This window comes from Alcaligenes sp. SORT26, assembly GCF_017377875.1.
GTDB classification, from domain to species: Bacteria; Pseudomonadota; Gammaproteobacteria; order Burkholderiales; family Burkholderiaceae_B; genus Alcaligenes; species Alcaligenes parafaecalis.
The window spans coordinates 1,010,698-1,029,272 of the sequence record NZ_CP070975.1 but is presented as its reverse complement, the minus strand read 5'-3'; the positions used below and the strand labels follow the sequence as shown (position 1 = coordinate 1,029,272).

Genomic DNA, 18,575 nt, shown 5'->3' with positions numbered 1-18,575 from the left:
CTGCCGTTTTTATTTTGTAATTGGTGTTGTCCATGACTAATCCTGTTCTGAAAGCCGACTCCTCGCTGAGTGACTGGCTGTCCTATCTGGAAACTTTGCATCCCTCGACCATTGATCTGGGCCTGGGCCGAATTCGCGAGGTTGCCCAACGTCTGAACATCAAACTGGATTCCGTCGTCATTACGGTGGGTGGCACCAATGGTAAAGGCTCGACCTGCGCCATGCTGGAAGCCATTTTGCTGGCAGCAGCCTATAAGGTAGGCGTGTATGCCTCGCCGCATCTGGTGCGCTACAACGAGCGCATTCGCTTGAATGGCGAGATGGCCGAGGATGCGCAGATCACGGCGCAATTTGCGCGTATCAACGAAGCGCGTGGCGATCTGACGCTGACTTATTTTGAGTTCTCCACGCTGGCCGCCTTGTTGCTGTTCCAGGAGCAGCGTGTTGACGTCGCTGTGCTGGAAGTCGGCCTGGGTGGTCGTTTGGACGCCGTCAATATTATTGATGCGGATTGTTCTGTCATCACCAGCATTGATATTGACCACGCCGAATACCTGGGTAATACCCGAGAGCAGGTTGCCTGGGAAAAAGCTCATATTTTCCGTGCGGATCGTCCCGCCATTTGCGCTGATCCCGTGCCGCCACAGACCATGCTGGATTACGCCGAGCAAGTCGGTGCGAAGTTGTGGCTGTTTGGCAAAGATTTCAATTACTCCGGGGATCGCCAACAGTGGGCTTACGGTGGCCGTACTCAGCGACGTGCAGCCCTGGCCTATCCGGCCTTGCGTGGCGCAAACCAATTGCTTAATGCCTCTGCCGCGCTGGCGGCGCTAGAGTCCTTGCATCCTCGTTTGGCGGTTCCTGCGCAAGCGGTGCGTGCCGGTTTGCTGCGTGCGCAGATGCCAGGACGTTTTCAGATTCAGCCCGGCCTGCCTTGTGTCATTTTTGATGTGGCACATAATCCGCATGCCGCGGCGGCCTTGGCGCAGAACCTGGACAATATGCCTCCTTATCCCAAGACGATTGCTGTAGTGGGTATGTACAAGGATAAGGATGTGGATGGTGTGATCGCCCGTATGGCGACCCGTATCGATCATTGGATGTGTGCCAGCCTGGAAGGGCCGCGCAGCTTGTCGGGCGAGGATCTGGCCCATCATGTACGCACGGTGCTGGCCAGTGGCGAGGCACCTGATGATGTACTGGCACCGGAAGCAGAGTCCAGTGCGCATCGCCCAGGTGTTCGCCCCGTTGCACGCGCTTCGGTCAGTAAAGCGTCAGCGGTCGTATCCAGTTACAACAGTCCTCAGCTCGCTTACGAGGCGGCACTAAAAGAGGCCAGTGACAATGATAGAATTGTCGTGTTTGGCTCGTTTGCGACGGTAGGGCCGATTCTTGAAGCCGCAAACGTCCGTTCATCTTCCTGAATATCGGTAAGACTGCTCATTTCATAGGTCTGGGGCTCATGGGTTTATTTTCACGTAACGATACTTCTTCATCGTCGGGTCGCCGTTCGGGTGCTTCCAGCGATTCCCAACTATCGGAACTGCGTGGACGGGCTCGACGCCGTCTGATCGGCGCGCTGGCCCTGGTTCTGGCGGTGGTGGTGCTGGTCCCCATGCTGACAGCCGACAAAACGCCACCTGAGCCGGAGCAATCCCTGGCGCTGGGGCCCATAGGCCAGACCACAGGGCAGGGCACGGCACAAACCCGTCCTGGCGAGCTGGTGGTGCAGGAAAACACCCCAACACCGGTGATCGAGCAGCCAGACGAACCTTTGGTGACCGATCCTTCTACCGCGACTGACGGTGGTTTGGCCGTGGTGAACCCCGGTCTGGAAACAGACCCTGCGCATGTCACTACGCCGACAACGCCTGTAGCGCCGCCTCCTGTGACCACGCGTCCAGAGACGCCCAAGCCTGTAGAAAAACCCAAACCCGTCGAAAAGCCCAAGCCTACGACGCCTCCTGCACCGGCAAATCGTACCGACGATGGCTCCTATGCCCTGGCCTTGCTGGAAGGCCGTGTACCTAATAAACCTGCCCCTGCGGCGGCCGCCAAACCGGCTGCGCAACAAGGCAACTTCATTTTGCAGATTGTCGCCTATTCCAACCAGAACGACGCCCAGTCGCGTCGCGATCAATTGGTATCGGCTGGTGTGACCAATGCCTATGTAGAGACGGCACAAAGTGGTGGCAAGCCAACCTATCGCTTGCGAGTGGGTCCATTCCCGACTCGTGAAGCGGCTCAGGCAGCTCAGGCCCGCTTGCGCTCACTCGGTTACGAGAACAGTTTTATCTCGGCTAAGTGAGCAGCTTCGACTATATCGTCCTTGGAATTGTGGGTGTATCAGGCCTCCTGGGTCTGATACGCGGATTGATCAAGGAAGTTCTTTCGCTCAGCGCCTATTTGCTGGCTTTCATGGCCGCAATCTGGTGGGGGCCACGCACATCAGGCTGGATACAAGTCTGGATAGAAAACGGCTTATTACGTACGGCTTTGGCCTACGGAGCCGTTTTTTTTATGGTCTTGTTACTGGTGGGCTTATTGAATATGCTGCTGGCGAGCCTGATAGAACAAACGGGTTTGACGCCTGCCGATCACGGTTTGGGCGGCTTGTTTGGTCTGGCTCGGGGTGTGCTGCTGGTGCTGATACTGGTCATCCTGGCCGGGCATACCGATTTACCTAAAGAACCGTGGTGGGAGCAGGCCAAGCTGGCTGAGCCTGCGATCCGCGCGGTGCAGTCGATTAAGGCCATGCTGCCGCCGTCTCTGGCAGAATGGCTGCCTTATTGAGAACACACTAACGGGAACCAATCATGTGTGGAGTTGTAGGGGTTGTTGCGCGCAGCCCTGTAAATCAGTTGATCTATGACAGTTTGCTCTTGCTGCAGCACCGCGGGCAGGACGCAGCGGGCCTGGCGACCTGGCACGACCAGTTCTTCAGCATGCACAAGGCATTTGGCCTGGTGCGGGACGTCTTCCGTACCCGCAACATGCGCTCCTTGCCGGGCAATAGCGGAATTGGCCACGTGCGTTACCCCACTGCGGGTTCCAGCCAAAGCGTGGAGGAGGCGCAGCCGTTTTACGTTAACGCCCCCTTTGGCATCAGCTTTGTGCATAACGGCAATCTGACCAATTGGCGCGAGCTGCGTGAAGAACTGTTCACCATTGATCGTCGTCACATCAACACCAACTCGGACTCCGAGGTTCTGCTGAACGTGTATGCACACGAGTTGCAGCGCGCGGCGACCGGCCCCGAGCTGTCTCAGGACGAAGTGTTTGAAGCCGTGGCCGCCGTACACCGTCGCGCTCGTGGCGCCTATGCCGTAGTCTCGCAAATTGCGAACTTTGGCCTGGTGGCGTTCCGTGATCCGAACGGGATTCGTCCGCTGTGCCTGGGCCGCAATGTCACGCCCAAGGGTGAAGAATGGATGGTCGCGTCCGAGTCCGTCGCCTTGACCGGTTGTGGTTTTGAACTGGTCCGCGATGTGGAGCCCGGTGAGGCCATTATTGTGGATCTGGACGGCAACTTGACCAGCCGCCAGTGCGCTGAAAACCCACGTCTGAATCCCTGTGTCTTTGAGTACGTCTACTTTGCCCGTCCCGACTCTACGGTTGACGGTGTATCGGTCTACGATGCCCGTTTGTTGATGGGGGTTTACCTGGCTGAGAACGTCGCCAAGAATTTGCGTCTGGCTGATATTGATGTGGTCATGCCCATCCCGGACTCAGCCCGTCCTTCGGCCATGCAGTTGGCTGCACATCTGAACCTGGACTACCGCGAAGGCTTCATCAAGAACCGCTATGTGGGTCGCACCTTCATCATGCCGGGTCAGGAAGTTCGCAAGAAATCCGTGCGTCAGAAGCTGAGCGCCATTCCCATGGAATTCCGTGGCAAGAATGTGTTGCTGGTGGATGACTCCATCGTACGTGGCACGACCAGCCGCCAGATCGTGGACATGGCTCGTGCCGCTGGTGCGAACAAGGTCTTCTTTGCTTCGGCAGCGCCACCTGTGCGTTTCCCGAACGTGTACGGCATTGATATGCCTACCGTGTCCGAGCTGATCGCCACGGGACGCGATGTGGATCAGGTTGCCAAGGAAATTGGGGTAGATGGCCTGGTTTATCAGGAATTGCACGATCTGGAACAGTCCTTGCGCGATCTGAACCCACGTTTTGCCGGTTTCGAGTCTTCCTGCTTTAGCGGCGAATACGTGACGGGTGATGTGGATGAGGCTTATCTGAATCTGTTGGCAGAAGGTCGCAAGGATGGCCGTGAAGTGCCTGATGTGACGGATTAACAAGCTGCTGGTCAGGTTTGACAAAAAACCCGCTTTTATAGCGGGTTTTTTATTGCTCTTTTTTCTTCATTGGTTTTGGTGATTTTATTTATTTTTCTATTTATTGATATTTTAATAATAAGCCTGCTTTATAAAATTAATCTATTTTCTGTATCTTATTGATAATTTTATATTCTTCTTGATTGTTATGTGTTTTTCATAAATTAACTTATATTTTTTCTTTGTTTCTTTTGATAACTCATGAGTGTTACGACTCATACTATCTGGATTCAAAGATGAAAAACTTAAGCGGCGATATTAAATCAACTCAAGCAATGCCATCTGCTGATTCGGCTGGAGCGATTCAGACCGCGACATCAGAACCCGATTTTTCTTCCTTGCATCAATTTCTTGAGCACGCTTTAGGTCATCAACAGGTTATGGGAGCTGTTGTCCTGGTTGCTCATCGGGGCCAGTTACTGTTAAGTGTGGCGGATGGTTGGGCGGATAAAGAAAAGAATCAGCCCATGCAGGACAACACCGTATTCCGTTTGGGCTCGGTCAGTAAATCAATTAGCTCCTGGCTGGCCTTACGTTTGATCGAGGACGGTGTCTTATCATTAAAAGACAGAATTACGCGTTACTTGCCAGATTTTGGGCCTAGCTATCAATCGGTTTGCCCGCCGATTTCGATTCATCAATTACTGACCCATACATCTGGGCTGAGCTATCGTTTTACCGATGGAGAAAAAGGCTTGTATGCTCGGGCTCAGGTTAGTGATGGGGTTGATCAGCCCGACTTGAGCTGGCAGGAGAATTTCCGGCGCATGTGTACTGTTCCTCTGCGCTTTGCCCCCGGAACAAGTTGGCGCTACTCATTGGGTATTGATGTGATGGGGCAGGCTTTGCAGGTGGCTTCGGGGAAGGGCTTGTCGACCTTGTTGGAGGAGTCGATCTGCGAGCCTTTAGGACTGGAACATTGCTCTTTTTACGAGCGCGACTATTTTCAGATGGCGGCCAATTACCAGAACCATGGTGATCGTTTGACACGAGTTGATCGCACGCTTGATCTGGGGATAGGCATCTTGCAGTTTGATGAGGCCTTTATGTCTTTGCGCTCTATGCCTATTTATGCCGGTGTGTCCATGCTTGGATCGGGAATGGACTTGATGCGTATTTTGCTTGCCTTGCGCGGTGGCCGCTTGCTCTCCAACGAGCACTATCAAGCGGTGTTGACGGACCTTGTGCCGGATTCGCCTAAATGTATATGGAGTAATTGGGGGTATACCTACGGTGCGGCCGTTTCCCGTCAGGAGCCGGATAGCACCATGCCCATGTCAGCAGGCAGCTTGCAATGGGTCGGGGCGTTCGGACAGAAGTGGATGTTTGATCCCTATCAGGATGTGATTATTGTCAGCATGACCAATACCGCGCCTGAGGGCCTGTTTGGTGCGTTCCCGGATCAAGTCAGAGATGCTGTCTACACTGATCTGGGTTTGATGCCCGCGTGAGGCGCTCATCGAATTTGGATATAAAAAACACCCCAACAAATTGGAGCGCTGTCCACTTGTTGGGGGGGGCGTTCAATCAGGTAGAGCTGTTAGTGGGCGACTGAAGTGCTCAAGCGCTACGACGCTTGAATAGCGTCACCAACAGGCCCAAGCCCAGAATCACAAATAGAGCCAGGCTCCAGTACGCGTACTCAATCCCCAGCAGCGGCTGGCGTGCATCCATGCAGGAAGCGTAAATGCCGAATAGCCAAGGCAGGCCGCTTTCCAGGCCAGATTGGGTGATGAAGCGATCTGCAAAGGTTTGGTCGCAGCTAAACAAGTGCTGTGCAACGGAAACCTGATACCACGCGGCCAGAATACCGCCCACCGCTGTCGCCAGGCCCAGCAGGCTGGCCAGGGTGGAGCTGCGTTGATGGCCCAGTTGGCGCAGTACGCCAGCGATCAGGCTGCACAGGCCCAGAACAATGAAAATAAAGCGCTGCAAGACGCACCAGGCGCAAGGCGGGATGCTGAAGACGTGCTGGGAAAGCAGGGCAATGCCTACGCCCGAAAAGGCGAGCAGGGCGATCAGGTAATAGGGTGCAGCGGACTGGCGAAGTGTTGCGGCCATGGTATCAAGAAGAACTCAAAGAATGAAAGGTAGAGGCTTCGTGTAGCAAACCCAGGAAAAGTTCATGGAAACCGGCCCAGGTAATCTGCACGCCTAAACACAAAAGAATGAAGGCGGACAAGCGCATCACGACAGCCGTGCCATTTTTACCCAGTTTGTACAGGAATTGCGATGCAAAACGTAAGGCCAGAAACACAATAAAACTGGCGGCGGCAATAGCAGGCAGGGCTCCAGCCAGTTTGCTCATGGTGCCGGTGACCGAGTTGTCGTGCAAAGTCGCACCTACCGTCAGCGCGGCGGACAGGGAGCCGGGGCCACAAAGCATGGGGAAGGTCAGGGGGTAGAAGGCTTTGGAGCGAATCTGTTCCCAGGAATAGGACTCGGCCATGTTCTGGGCATGGGCGGCATCAAAGTCCGAGGCGTTGATCAGGCGCCAGGCGGTGCCGATCACAAGTAGACCCCCGCCGATACGAATGATGGGCAGGGAGATGCCAAAGAAATTCAGCACGATATTGCCCGCCACCATCGCAATGGCCAGCATGATGAAAATATTGATGGCTACTTTCTTGGCCAGGCGGGCGCGGTCGGGCACGCTGGCGCCTTCCGTGAGGGTCAGAAAGATGGGGGCTGCCGCAGGTGGATTAAGCATGGGCAGTAAGGTCGCCAAAGCAAACAGAAAGCTGCGGCTGACATCAGCGAATACGGAGGAGATTTCCATTAAGACGGGGAGGCTTGTTGAGAGAGGGCTAGGCGTACATCGCGCTCCAGGCGCAATTGATTCCGGTTTTGTTCCAGGGCGGCACCATTGAGGATGAACACGTCTTCCACGCGATCGCCCAAGGTCATGACTTTGGCCGAGCGCAGTCGCACATCGTGGTGCTCGAATACCTGGGCGAGACTGTACAGCAAACCGCGTCGGTCTGTGGCACTAAGCGTCAAAATCCAGTCCTGGCCCTTGTCGTCCGGGCGTAAGTCCACGGTGGGCTGGATAGGAAAGACACGGGCGCGACGCGAACGAATATCGCGATAGTGATAGTTGATGTGCTCGCTAGGGAGCACATCTTGTTGCAGTGCCTGACACAGCTCGGTTTCGATCAGCAAGGGGTCACGCCGCAGTGCGTGATCGTAAGCGGGCAGCATGACGATAAAGCTGTCCAGTGCCCAGCCATGACGGGTGGTGTAGATGCGGGCATCCTGAATGCTGACGGCCTGGCTGTCAAAATAGCGACAGATACGTAAAAACAGGCCGCTAGCGTCTTTGGTATAGACCAGCACCTGCAAGGCGTCGGTCTGCCCGGCAGGACGGATGCGCACAATCGGTGTCAGGCTGTGGGACTGGTGATAGAGCTGAATCGTGTGCCAGGCAATTTCGCTGGCATCGTGACGCAGAAAATAGGGTTTATCCAGCCACTGCCAGAAATCTTCGCGGGCGTCGTCCAGCAGTCCGGCCAGGCGTATTTCGCCTGCGGCGTCGTGCTTGCGCTGATCCAGTACTGACACGCCGTCCTTGGCTTGGCGGCCCAGTGCGGCAAGTGTCAGGTTGTACAGGTCTTCCAGCAGCTTGCCTTTCCAGGAGTTCCAGACAGTTGGGCTGGTGGCGCGAATGTCGGCCACAGTCAGCAGGTACAAAGCCGTCAGGCGGCGTTCCGTGCCTACCGTTTGCAGGAACTGAAAGATGACATGCGGGTCGCTCAGGTCGCGTTTTTGGGCTACTTGCGACATGCTCAGGTGCTCGCGAACCAGAAATACCACCAGTTCGGCATCGACAGGCATCAGTCCGTGGTCCTGGCAAAACGCCAGTGCGTCCTGGGCGCCCAGTTCGGAGTGATTGCCGCCGCGTCCTTTGGCAATGTCATGAAAGAGGGCAGCGATGTACAGCAGCCAGTGACGATCAAAACCACTCATTAACTGATTGGCCATGGACAGCTCTTCGCTGTGCTCGGCCATGGTGAAGCGACGCAGGTTGCGTATGACTTTCAGCGTGTGCTCGTCCACGGTGTAGGCATGGAACAGGTCGTGTTGCATCTGGCCGACCACACGCCGGAAAACGGGCAGGTAGCGGGGAAGCAGATTCAGCAGGTTCATCAGGCGCAGCGTGTGCACAATGCCTTTGTTCTGCTGAAGAATGTCCAGAAACAAACGTCGATTGCGGGGCTCGGCCCGGAACTTGGCGTCAATCAGGCGGCGGGCATGCCAAAGGGCGCGCAAGGTATCAGCCTTCAGGCCGCGTAGATTAGGCTGTTGCTGTAAATGCAGCATCGCCACAAATATCAAGGAAGGGTCCTGCTCAAAGCCATCGGGCTGACGCAACTCCAATTGGCCGTGATGAATCTGAAAGTGAGGGTCCAGAATCTGGGGCGCCTGATCGGTTTGCGGAAACAGGTGCTCTTCAATGCTGCGCATCAGGATCAGATTCAACTGACTGACGATTTTGGCCGCCCAGTAGTAACGCTGCATCAGCAGTTCGCTGGCGCGGCGGGTAGCAGTGGGTTGAAAGCCGTAGATTTCTGCCAGACGAGGTTGCAGATCAAACAGTAGCCGGTCTTCGGCGCGCCCGGTCAGCAGATGAAGCTCGATACGCAGGCGCTTGAAGGCTTCTTCTACCCGTTGCAGGGCTTTCAGTTCAGATTGGGTCAACAGTTCAGATTGGGCAACATCCACCCAGCTACGCCCCAGGCCCGCAGCTCGCGCCATCCAGAGCAGGACTTGCAGGTCCCGCAAGGCGCCGGGCGACTCTTTGCAATTGGGCTCCAGGGAATAGGGCGTGTCTTGCAAGTGCGCATGGCGCTGTTGCTGTTCGGCCTGCTTGGCCAAAAAGAAAGCCTGCGGGTCCATCTGGCTTTGCAGTTGCTGTTGTGCATGGCGCAGTAACAGGCGCGAGCCCGCCAGCCAACGGCTTTCCAGCAAGGCGGTTTCGGTAGTGATGTCCTGGTTGGCTTGTTCCAGGCACTGTGCAGGCGTGGCCACATTGTGGCTGGGGGCCAGGCCTATGTCCCAGAGTGCGGCGACCAGGGCCTGAATGCGGTCAATGTCCTGCGCGTTGGGTTCACGCTGCAAGAGGATCAGCAGGTCTACATCCGAGTGCGGGTAGAGCTCACCACGACCGTAGCCACCCAGCGCCGCCAGGCTGGCCTGGCGAGGCAAAGGGTAGCGATCCAGCAGCTCACGCAGGCCTTGATCGCAAATCTGGCACAGGCTTTTCAGCAGGCGGTCACAATGCAGGTCCTGCCGGAAGCGCTCGTAGGCCCGAGCCCGGCGGCAAGCAATTCTGTCGCGAAGCTGGGCCAGGAAAGACATGGTTTACGCCTTGATGATGGCCGGAGGGGCAGGCATGCCAGGCGAGACGGTCAGCACTTCGTAGCCGGTATCGGTCACCAGCACGGCGTGCTCCCATTGAGCCGACAAGCTGTGGTCGCGGGTGACCACAGTCCATTGGTCGGCCAGGGTGCGCAGTTCACGACGGCCCGCATTGATCATGGGCTCAATGGTGAAGATCATGCCGGGTTCCAGTTTCACACCAGTGCCGGGCTTGCCGTAGTGCAGCACTTGCGGATCCTGGTGGAATTTCTGGCCCACACCGTGTCCGCAATATTCGCGTACCACGGAAAAGCCTTGTTTTTCAGCGTGTTGCTGAATGGCGTGGCCCACATCACCCAGCGTGGCGCCGGGTTTGACTTGGTCAATACCCAACCACATGCATTCGTAAGTGGTTTCAGTCAGGCGGCGGCCCAGGATGCTGGGTTCACCTACGTAGTACATGCGGCTGGTATCACCAAACCAGCCGTCCTGAATAATGGTGACGTCCATATTCAGAATGTCGCCATTTTTCAACACTTTATCGCCGGGAATGCCGTGACAGATAACGTGGTTGACGGAGGTGCAAATAGAACCTGGAAAGGGCGGATAGCCAGGGGGCGCGTAACCCACGGTGGCCGATTTGACCCCTAATTCATTGATGCGCTCCAGGCACAGGCGATCCAATTCGCCTGTGGTGACGCCCGCTTTGACGAAGGGAGTCAGGTAGTCAAGGATGGAGGCTGCCGTCTGGCAAGCGGCGCGCATTTTATCGAGATCAGTGGGGTCTGTGACGAGAATACTCATAGCAACTTGAACAGGTCTATTGAAAAATAGTAGAATTATAGGCTTTTGTGAATTTTGCAGTGCCGCACAGACCACTTTAGTCTGTTGAGTGCCGCGCAGTATCTGGGTTTCCTTGGCTTGGCAGGCCTGTTTTCAGATGATCTGAATAACTTGGATCGTATGTACAACAAGCTGTATAACAAGCTGGCATCAGCGAACGAGTCTCAGGGTACGTGGCGGACAGGCAGCAACAAGCCGCTAAATTCACAACACATGATGGCCAGCGGGATCGCAGGAACAGTAATTAGCCTTGGCTAAAGCGACGACAGCAGCAAGAGGGTCAGACAAGACAGCCAGGCTGACTTGCACATTCATCGCTGCGGATCGGTTCCTGTTCAACACGTGCTGGCCAATCCAATCCTCTAGGATACACCTGCGAACAGTGCGCTGTATGCAGGGGGTGGCCAGAAAAGTTACAGGCTTGGGCCCGACGGGCAGATTTTTCATCTGCCAGGTGGCGCGAGTCCGTTGTAGTGCAGGCGTCACTCATGTTGGGCGACGTTTTTAATGTAGTTAAGTTGTAAATCGCGTGACTGTCCGTCTCGGGGTGTCTGGAATGCAGCACAGGCTGCGGCCCTTACCGGATACCGGGCAGTTACAAGACCAAACCCTTGGAGAACTTTATGTCTTTAATGCGTGAAATGCTGGAAGCTGGTGTGCACTTTGGCCACCAAACCCGTTACTGGAATCCCAAGATGGCTCCGTTCATCTTCGGTCAGCGTAACAACATCCACATCATCAACCTGGAAAAAACGGTTGTTCAGTACGAAGAAGCAACCAAATTCGTGCGTCAACTGGCTGCTCGTGGCGGCAACGTGCTGTTCGTAGGCACCAAGCGTGCTGCTCGCGAACTGGTCGCTGCTGAGGCCGAGCGTTGCGGTATGCCTTACGTTGACAGCCGCTGGTTGGGTGGCATGATGACCAACTTCAAAACGGTCAAGACTTCCATCAAGCGTCTGAAAGAAATGGAAGGTCAGATGGCTGAAGGCCGTCTGGAAACCATGAGCAAGAAAGAAGCTTTGATGTTCGAACGTGAACTGGAAAAGCTGAACAAGGCCATCGGCGGCATCAAGGACATGAACAACCTGCCTGACGCATTGTTCGTGATCGACGTCGGTTACCACAAGATTGCTGTGGCTGAAGCTCGCACACTGGGTATCCCAGTTGTGGCCGTGGTTGATACCAACCACTCGCCAGAAGGTCTGGATTTCGTGATTCCTGGTAACGATGACTCGGCCAAGGCTATCGCTCTGTACGCACGTGGCATGGCTGACGCCGTGTTGGCTGGCCGCGAACAGAACCTGAACGGTCTGGTTGAAGAGATCGCTGCTGACGAAGAATTCGTCGAAGTTCAGGCTGACGCCCAGGAGTAACAGGTTCACCGCTGTCTGCCCGACACCTTAAGTTGTCATGGCAGACAGCTACAGTGACCTTTCGTATCGCCCCGGCTTGCCGGGGCATGTTCTACAGAATTGGAGAAAACCGTGGCTCAAATCACCGCATCGATGGTTAAAGAATTGCGCGAGAAAACCGACGCGCCCATGATGGAATGCAAAAAAGCACTGACCGAAGCCGACGGCGATATGGCACGTGCTGAAGAAATCTTGCGCGTGAAGCTGGGCAGCAAGGCTAGCAAGGCAGCTACCCGCGTTACCGCTGAAGGCCTGGTTTCTGTTTACATCGCTGACGACGCCAAGACCGGCTCCGTAGTTGAAGTTAACTGCGAAACCGACTTTGTTGCCAAGAACGATGATTTCATCGGCTTTATCAACGACGTCGCTCAACTGGTCGCCAAGAACAACCCAGCAGACCTGGCCGCTTTGGCTGAACTGCCACTGGCCGACAGCAATGTCGAGACCGTGCGCGCTGCTCTGGTTGGCAAGATTGGTGAAAACATCTCGATCCGTCGCTTCCAGCGTTACGAAACAGCCGGCCAACTGGCCAGCTACGTTCACGGTGGCAAGATCGGCGTATTGGTTGACTTCGCCGGTGGTGACGAAGAAGTGGGTAAAGATCTGGCCATGCATATCGCTGCAACTCGTCCTAAGGCACTGGACGGTTCGGGCGTTGACGCTGCTGAAATCGAAGCCGAGCGCTCCGTGGCTGCTCAGAAGGCCGCTGAATCGGGCAAACCTGCTGATATCGTCACCAAAATGGTTGACGGCGCTGTTGCCAAGTTCCTGAAAGAAGTGACTCTGCTGAGCCAGCCTTTCGTCAAGAACGACAAGCAAAGCGTACAGCAAATGCTGACCGAGAAAAAAGCATCGATCGCTGGCTTTACCCTGTACGTTGTGGGTGAAGGCATTGAAAAGCGTGTTGAAGATTTCGCCGCTGAGGTAGCTGCTGCTGCCGGCCAAGCCTAATCTAGCTTGTTTTTTCAGGGCAGGCACCGTAGTGGCGGTGCCTGCCCTGCTGCTTTACACTCTCTTCTGTCTTCGTCACTTGGAATCCCAACCATGACTACCCCTCATTACAAACGTGTTCTGTTGAAGCTCTCCGGCGAAGCGCTGATGGGCGAGGACTCGTTCGGTATTAATCGCAGCACAATCATTCGTATGACGGAGGAGATCGCCCAAGTTGCCCAGTTGGGGGTACAGTTGGCTATCGTGATTGGCGGGGGCAATATCTTTCGCGGCATCGCACCCGGTGCCCAGGGCATGGATCGTGCTACGGCCGACTACATGGGCATGATGGCTACCGTCATGAATGCTCTGGCCTTGCAAGATGCCTTGAAGCACCGTGGCCTGGATGCCCGCGTGCAATCTGCTCTGAATATTGAACAGGTGGTAGAGCCTTACATTCGTCCCAAGGCTTTGCGTTACCTGGAAGAAAACAAAGTTGTTATTTTTGCGGCTGGTACGGGTAACCCGTTTTTCACCACCGATACGGCAGCAGCCCTGCGCGGTGCCGAGATTGGGGCGGAAATCGTACTGAAAGCGACCAAAGTCGATGGCATTTACAGTGCCGATCCCAATAAAGATCCAGGCGCGACCCGCTATGCCCGCATCAGCTTTGACGAGGCCATCGTGCGTCGTCTGGAAGTGATGGATGCCACGGCATTTGCCTTGTGTCGCGATCAGAAATTGCCTATCAAAGTGTTCTCCATCAACAAGCCCGGCGCCTTGACGCGCGCGGTCTCTGGTGAGGACGAGGGCACCCTGGTTCACGTTTAAAGTTATAGGAATTTAGTCCATGAGTCTTTCCGAGATTAAAGCATCGACCGACAGCCGGATGGGTAAGTCCCTCGAGTCTCTCAAGGCAGGCCTGGCCAAAATTCGCACTGGCCGTGCTACTGCAGGCTTGCTGGATCACATCCAGGTTGAGTATTACGGCTCCATGGTGCCTGTTAGCCAGGTGGGTAACATCACGGTGGTGGATGCTCGTACCCTGAACGTTCAGGTGTGGGAAAAGCATATGGCTGGCCCCATTGAAAAAGCCATTCGCGACAACGAGCTGGGTCTGAACCCCATCTCCATGGGCGAGAGCATTCGTGTGCCTATGCCCGCGCTGACTGAAGAGCGCCGCCGCGATCTGGCTAAAGTCGTACGCGGTGAAGGCGAAGATGCCAAAGTGGCCATTCGCAACCTGCGTCGTGATGCCAATGACACGCTCAAAAAGCAAGTCAAGGACAAGGAAATCTCCGAGGACGACGAGCGTCGTGCCCAGGAAGAAGTCCAGAAGCTGACCGACAAGTACGTGGCTGAGGTCGATAAGCTGATCGCCCTGAAAGAAGCCGAGATCATGACGGTCTAACGGCTTTTGCACAGGTGGCTAGGTGATTTCTTTCAGTTCTACCCAAACTATTCCGGAACACGGTCAGGTTCCTGGCCACCTGGCGATTGTCATGGACGGCAATGGACGATGGGCAACCCGTCGTCTTTTGCCACGCACGGCAGGGCACTTGCGTGGTGTGCAAACTGTGCGACGCATTGTCGAGGCCTGTGGCGAGCTCGGCGTGCGTTATCTGACTCTCTTTGCATTTAGCTCCGAGAACTGGCGACGTCCTCCCGAAGAGGTGTCCCTCTTGATGGGACTGTTCGTCAAGATGCTGCAAAAAGAAGTGGCAACGCTTAAAAAAAGCGGCGTCCGACTTCATATTATTGGCGAGCTGTCTGCGTTTAGCGAAGAATTGCGTGGGCTGATTGCTGATGCAGAAGAACAAACCCGCGATAACGACACCTTGCATTTGACGATTGCGGCCAATTACGGCGGTCGTTGGGATATTTTGCAGGCGACTCATAAGGCGCTGGCAGCCCATCCCCATTTGGTTGATCATCCCGAGCAGTTGGATGAGGCCATGTTCAGTCCCTATCTAGCGATGTCGTACGCTCCTGAGCCGGATTTATTCATCCGTACGGGCGGCGAGCGCCGCATTTCCAATTTTCTGATCTGGCAGATGGCCTACACCGAACTGTACTTTACAGACGCGTACTGGCCGGATTTTGACCGGGCGCAGCTTGAGCAGGCCTTCGAGTGGTATCGTGGGCGCGAGCGGCGCTTTGGGCGCACCAGTGCCCAGGTGCAGGGTACCCCCGCGCCTTGACGGAGCCTTATCTATGTTGAAACAACGAGTCATCACCGCCGTGATCATGCTGATCATCCTGGGCGCGGCCATGCTTGCCCCGGTGCGCTGGCCTTTGTTGGCTATTTTTGTCCTGATGAGTACCCTGGCTTGCTGGGAGTGGGAACGCCTGAGTCTGTCCCAGGATCAGCAGCGGTGGGCCTGGCCCTTGGCCTTGCTGAATGGCGCGCTGATGCTGTGGCTGAGCGTGTACTGGTATGAAACGGGTCCGCAAGGGCAAGCGGCTGATCTGGTCTATCGCGCCCTGGTGCCGCTGATGGCAGCCTTGTGGATCGTTGGGGCGACTGGCCTGGTTCTCCAGGGACAGGCAACACAGCGTGCGCAAGGCGTCTTGCTAAGCGTGATGGGGGTCTTGGCTCCCCTGGTCGCATGGGCCAGTCTGTATCTGTTTTTGCACGAGCAGGGCATTGTTTATGTACTGTCCCTGCTGGTCCTGATTTGGGTAGCGGATATCGCCGCTTATTTTGCCGGTCGAGCCTTTGGTAAAGCCAAGCTCGCTCCTCGTGTCAGTCCTGGTAAAACCTGGGCCGGAGCGGTGGGTGGTATGGTGGCGGCTGCCATATGGATGTTGGCTAGCGCCAACTGGTCCGGCAGCTTTGCGGCCGATATTGTGCAGCGTTGGGGATGGGTGGCAACGGCTGCCTTGGGTGTGGCTCTGGCAGCCTTGTCCATTGTGGGTGACTTGTTCGAGTCCCTGCTCAAGCGCCGCGCTGCTGTTAAAGATTCCAGCCAATTATTGCCCGGACATGGTGGGGTGTACGACCGTATCGACGCCTTGTTGCCGGTCGCTCCCTTAGCCTTGCTATTAAGCGGGGCGTGGCTCTTTTAATCCTGCGTGGGTTTAAAGCGTTTGCGTCAAGGAAGAACTCATGAGTTTCCAGCATGTTTGTGTGTTAGGGGCCACTGGCTCTATTGGTGTCAGCACACTGGATGTGATTGCTCGCCATCCTGATCGGATGGCGGTTTATGCCTTGAGTGGCCACAGTCGTATGGAGCTGCTGGCTCAACAAGCTCGCGACAGTGCCGCCCGCATTGTTCTGGTGCCGGATGAAGCCGCCCGCAGCCGTTTTCTGGCGGCCTGGCAGGGTGGCACCTTGCCCGAGATTCGTTTGGGTGCACAGGCCTTGGCTGACACAGCAGCGGACCCACAAGTGACCACGGTGATGGCGGCCATTATCGGGGCTGCCGGTCTGCCTTCGGCCTTGGCAGCAGCGCGCGCGGGCAAGCGTGTTTTGCTCGCCAATAAAGAAGCGCTGGTCGCGGCGGGCCGCATCTTCATGCAAGCCGTGCAAGAGGGCGGGGCACAGCTTCTGCCTATCGACTCCGAGCACAGCGCGATCTATCAATGTTTGGCCGGTGAGGTGCCCCCTGAGCCTGGTCAGCCTGTTGCCGCTCTACGCCGCCTTTTGGTGACGGCTTCCGGTGGTCCTTTCCGCGCGCGCAGCTTGTCCGAACTGGATGCAGTGACGCCCGAGCAAGCCTGCGCCCATCCCAACTGGAGCATGGGCCGCAAGATTTCCGTGGATTCGGCCACCATGCTGAATAAAGGCCTGGAAGTCATTGAGGCGCACTGGCTGTTTTCCGTACCCGTGGATCAGATTGATGTGGTGGTGCATCCGCAAAGCGTCATTCATTCCATGGTTGAGTACATAGATGGCTCGGTGATGGCGCAGTTGGGTCAGCCCGATATGCGTACGGCGATTGCCTATGGTCTGGGTTTCCCGGAGCGCTTGTACAGCGGAGTGAGTTTGCTGGATCTGGCGACCATGGGCCGTCTTGATTTTGAGCAGCCCGACTTTCTGCGTTTCCCCTGTTTGAAACTGGCTTATGACGCGTTGCGTGATAGTCAGGCGGCTTGTGTCACATTGAATGCTGCCAATGAGATCGCTGTAGACCGTTTTCTGGAACGGCAGATTGGCTATACTCAGATCCCGGCTGTAATCGAGCACTGTCTGGACAAGCTCAATGGCCGAGCCAGTCAGGCTTTGGACGCCTTGGATGGAGTCCTGGAACTGGATAGCGAAACACGTTCGCTGGCGCTGGATTACTGCCGTAGTTCTGCGCGTATTTAACAGGAATTAACATGCTGTTCACCGTTCTGGCTTTCTTGGTGGCCTTGGGCGTGCTGGTGACTTTTCACGAGCTGGGCCACTACTGGGTTGCACGCCGCTGCGGTGTACGGGTAGAGCGCTTTTCCATTGGTTTTGGCAAGGTGTTGTATCGACGTTTTGATAAGAACGGCACCGAGTGGGCCGTCTCCGCCTTACCCTTGGGCGGCTACGTCGCCATGCAAAATGATCCGCCTGCGCATGCTACGCAGGCGCAAATCGACGAATCTTTCAATCAGAAACCATTGCGACAACGTGCTGCGATTGTGCTGGCAGGCCCAATGGCGAATCTGATTTTGGCGGTGGTCATTTACGCTTTTGTCGGTTTGTTGGGCACGCAGGAACCTATCGCACAGATTGGTGCTGTTCCGGCAGAAACACCGGCGGCTCAGGCGGGGTTTCAGGCTGGAGACCGCCTGATCTCGGTGGATGGCAAGCCAGTCGACTCCTGGTTACAGGCGCGCTGGGCTTTTATGGACGCCTTGTCCTCGGGTGGCGAGCTGGAAGTCGGGGTGCAGGATCTGCTCGGTCACGAACAGAATCGTTACCTGACTTTACCGCCGGGCGAGATTTTGCCAAATGGACAGGATTTGATGGCACAGGCCGGGCTGGTTTTGCGTCCGGCGCGCTCTATTGTCCAAGAGGTGTTTAAAGACAGTGCGGCCGAGCAAGCAGGCCTGCAAAAAGATGACGTCATTCTCAGGCTGGATGATTTGATCGAGCCCGGTATCACGCCCTTTGTCCAAAAGGTGCAACAATCGGCAGGCAAAACACTGGGGCTGGATGTACTGCGCGAAGGTGAAATTCAACGCCTGCAGGTGACTCCCCAGGGCGATAGCAGTGATCAGGGGCGAATTGGTGCGCAAGTCGCTATGGATATGCCGATGACGCTGGTGCGTTATGGCCCGATTGAGAGCGTGGAACGCGGATTTACCCGTACTGGGGAGACCTTCTGGTTCTCTTTAAAGATGATCGGGCGCATGATTAGCGGGGAAGTCTCTGTACGTAATGTCAGCGGGCCGGTTACTATTGCGGATTATGCGGGCCAGACAGCGCGTATTGGCTTTATTGCCTACCTGAATTTCCTGGCCTTGATCAGTATTAGCATTGGTTTACTGAATTTATTGCCCGTGCCTATGCTGGACGGGGGGCATCTACTGTACTATGCCATCGAAGCTGTGCGCGGCAAGCCCGCTTCAGAGCGTATGATGCTCATCGGGCAGCGCCTGGGCCTGGCCTTATTGGCCGCACTGATGAGTATTGCTTTTTTTAATGACATCACCCGTCTTTTCAGTTGAGAGCGGGTGGCATACAATTTCCAACCATTTGACCGACCAAGGATTG

Annotated in this window: 17 protein-coding genes; 13 read left to right on the top strand and 4 right to left on the bottom strand. The window is 55.8% G+C overall.

All coding sequences use genetic code 11. The annotated features are described in order from the left end of the window. Positions 1-32 precede the first annotated feature (32 nt). From folC to JYG33_RS04795, 5 genes are all read left to right on the top strand, one after another. Positions 33-1,424 (top strand): bifunctional tetrahydrofolate synthase/dihydrofolate synthase, encoded by a 1,392-nt coding sequence (gene folC, locus JYG33_RS04815; protein WP_207874898.1) that lies wholly within the window; start codon positions 33-35, stop codon positions 1,422-1,424. Positions 1,425-1,462: 38 nt separating this feature from the next. Next, positions 1,463-2,308, top strand: coding sequence for an SPOR domain-containing protein (locus JYG33_RS04810; protein WP_207874897.1), 846 nt, complete (start codon positions 1,463-1,465; stop codon positions 2,306-2,308). Beyond that, entirely contained in the window at positions 2,305-2,793 is a 489-nt protein-coding gene (locus JYG33_RS04805) for a CvpA family protein (protein WP_094196828.1), read from the top strand. The genes JYG33_RS04810 and JYG33_RS04805 overlap by 4 nt, the downstream gene beginning before the upstream one ends. A 23-nt stretch (positions 2,794-2,816) precedes the next feature. After that, entirely contained in the window at positions 2,817-4,301 is a 1,485-nt protein-coding gene (gene purF / locus JYG33_RS04800; RefSeq protein WP_207874896.1) for an amidophosphoribosyltransferase, read from the top strand. Between the two features lie 419 nt (positions 4,302-4,720). Further along, positions 4,721-5,791, top strand: a complete 1,071-nt coding sequence (locus tag JYG33_RS04795; RefSeq protein WP_207874895.1) for a serine hydrolase domain-containing protein — start codon at positions 4,721-4,723, stop codon at positions 5,789-5,791. Between the two features lie 109 nt (positions 5,792-5,900). Here JYG33_RS04795 and JYG33_RS04790 read toward each other — a convergent pair whose 3' ends face one another. Genes JYG33_RS04790 through map form a run of 4 tightly spaced genes read right to left on the bottom strand, consistent with a single transcriptional unit; the run spans position 5,901 to position 10,502 of the window. After that, positions 5,901-6,401, bottom strand: a complete 501-nt coding sequence (locus JYG33_RS04790) for a disulfide bond formation protein B (protein WP_207874894.1) — start codon at positions 6,399-6,401, stop codon at positions 5,901-5,903. Between the two features lie 4 nt (positions 6,402-6,405). Beyond that, positions 6,406-7,119 (bottom strand): MarC family protein, encoded by a 714-nt coding sequence (locus tag JYG33_RS04785; protein ID WP_009457020.1) that lies wholly within the window; start codon positions 7,117-7,119, stop codon positions 6,406-6,408. Continuing rightward, complete coding sequence (locus tag JYG33_RS04780) at positions 7,119-9,698, bottom strand: [protein-PII] uridylyltransferase (protein WP_207874893.1); 2,580 nt, start codon at positions 9,696-9,698, stop codon at positions 7,119-7,121. Before JYG33_RS04780 ends, JYG33_RS04785 begins: the two co-directional genes overlap by 1 nt. A 3-nt stretch (positions 9,699-9,701) precedes the next feature. Beyond that, complete coding sequence (gene map / locus JYG33_RS04775; protein WP_207874892.1) at positions 9,702-10,502, bottom strand: type I methionyl aminopeptidase; 801 nt, start codon at positions 10,500-10,502, stop codon at positions 9,702-9,704. 662 nt (positions 10,503-11,164) lie between these two features. Here map and rpsB point away from each other — a divergent pair. The 8 genes from rpsB (at position 11,165) to rseP (ending at position 18,529) form a co-directional block, all read left to right on the top strand. Next, on the top strand, positions 11,165-11,914 hold the full coding sequence (rpsB, locus tag JYG33_RS04770) for a 30S ribosomal protein S2 (protein ID WP_207874891.1): 750 nt from the start codon (positions 11,165-11,167) through the stop codon (positions 11,912-11,914). Positions 11,915-12,025: 111 nt separating this feature from the next. Further along, the gene (tsf, locus tag JYG33_RS04765) at positions 12,026-12,904 is read left to right on the top strand and encodes a translation elongation factor Ts (protein ID WP_207874890.1); all 879 of its coding nucleotides are present in this window, start codon (positions 12,026-12,028) and stop codon (positions 12,902-12,904) included. A 93-nt stretch (positions 12,905-12,997) separates the two neighbouring features. After that, positions 12,998-13,714 carry a UMP kinase gene (gene pyrH, locus JYG33_RS04760; RefSeq protein WP_207874889.1) on the top strand — a complete coding sequence of 239 codons (717 nt, stop codon included), beginning with the start codon at positions 12,998-13,000 and terminating at the stop codon, positions 13,712-13,714. Positions 13,715-13,733: 19 nt separating this feature from the next. Beyond that, complete coding sequence (frr, locus tag JYG33_RS04755; protein WP_207874888.1) at positions 13,734-14,294, top strand: ribosome recycling factor; 561 nt, start codon at positions 13,734-13,736, stop codon at positions 14,292-14,294. A gap of 25 nt (positions 14,295-14,319) precedes the next feature. Beyond that, complete coding sequence (gene uppS / locus JYG33_RS04750) at positions 14,320-15,084, top strand: polyprenyl diphosphate synthase (RefSeq protein ID WP_207875733.1); 765 nt, start codon at positions 14,320-14,322, stop codon at positions 15,082-15,084. Between the two features lie 13 nt (positions 15,085-15,097). Beyond that, a complete protein-coding gene (locus tag JYG33_RS04745) occupies positions 15,098-15,952 on the top strand; it encodes a phosphatidate cytidylyltransferase (protein WP_207874887.1) in 855 nt (284 codons plus the stop codon). Positions 15,953-15,992: 40 nt separating this feature from the next. After that, positions 15,993-17,195 carry a 1-deoxy-D-xylulose-5-phosphate reductoisomerase gene (locus JYG33_RS04740; protein WP_207874886.1) on the top strand — a complete coding sequence of 401 codons (1,203 nt, stop codon included), beginning with the start codon at positions 15,993-15,995 and terminating at the stop codon, positions 17,193-17,195. A gap of 11 nt (positions 17,196-17,206) precedes the next feature. Next, positions 17,207-18,529 (top strand): RIP metalloprotease RseP, encoded by a 1,323-nt coding sequence (gene rseP / locus JYG33_RS04735; RefSeq protein WP_207874885.1) that lies wholly within the window; start codon positions 17,207-17,209, stop codon positions 18,527-18,529. Positions 18,530-18,575 lie beyond the last annotated feature (46 nt).

Excerpts from the sequence above, each read along its gene's own strand:
- folC (WP_207874898.1), top strand. The coding sequence starts at position 33 with ATGACTAATCCTGTTCTGAAAGCCGACTCCTCGCTGAGTGACTGGCTG.
- JYG33_RS04785 (WP_009457020.1), bottom strand. The coding sequence starts at position 7,119 with ATGGAAATCTCCTCCGTATTCGCTGATGTCAGCCGCAGCTTTCTGTTT.
- rseP (WP_207874885.1), top strand. The coding sequence starts at position 17,207 with ATGCTGTTCACCGTTCTGGCTTTCTTGGTGGCCTTGGGCGTGCTGGTG.
- JYG33_RS04810 (WP_207874897.1), top strand. The coding sequence starts at position 1,463 with ATGGGTTTATTTTCACGTAACGATACTTCTTCATCGTCGGGTCGCCGT.
- JYG33_RS04790 (WP_207874894.1), bottom strand. The coding sequence starts at position 6,401 with ATGGCCGCAACACTTCGCCAGTCCGCTGCACCCTATTACCTGATCGCC.
- rpsB (WP_207874891.1), top strand. The coding sequence starts at position 11,165 with ATGTCTTTAATGCGTGAAATGCTGGAAGCTGGTGTGCACTTTGGCCAC.
- map (WP_207874892.1), bottom strand. The coding sequence starts at position 10,502 with ATGAGTATTCTCGTCACAGACCCCACTGATCTCGATAAAATGCGCGCC.
- JYG33_RS04780 (WP_207874893.1), bottom strand. The coding sequence starts at position 9,698 with ATGTCTTTCCTGGCCCAGCTTCGCGACAGAATTGCTTGCCGCCGGGCT.
- JYG33_RS04745 (WP_207874887.1), top strand. The coding sequence starts at position 15,098 with ATGTTGAAACAACGAGTCATCACCGCCGTGATCATGCTGATCATCCTG.
- JYG33_RS04795 (WP_207874895.1), top strand. The coding sequence starts at position 4,721 with ATGGGAGCTGTTGTCCTGGTTGCTCATCGGGGCCAGTTACTGTTAAGT.
- frr (WP_207874888.1), top strand. The coding sequence starts at position 13,734 with ATGAGTCTTTCCGAGATTAAAGCATCGACCGACAGCCGGATGGGTAAG.
- purF (WP_207874896.1), top strand. The coding sequence starts at position 2,817 with ATGTGTGGAGTTGTAGGGGTTGTTGCGCGCAGCCCTGTAAATCAGTTG.
- JYG33_RS04740 (WP_207874886.1), top strand. The coding sequence starts at position 15,993 with ATGAGTTTCCAGCATGTTTGTGTGTTAGGGGCCACTGGCTCTATTGGT.
- pyrH (WP_207874889.1), top strand. The coding sequence starts at position 12,998 with ATGACTACCCCTCATTACAAACGTGTTCTGTTGAAGCTCTCCGGCGAA.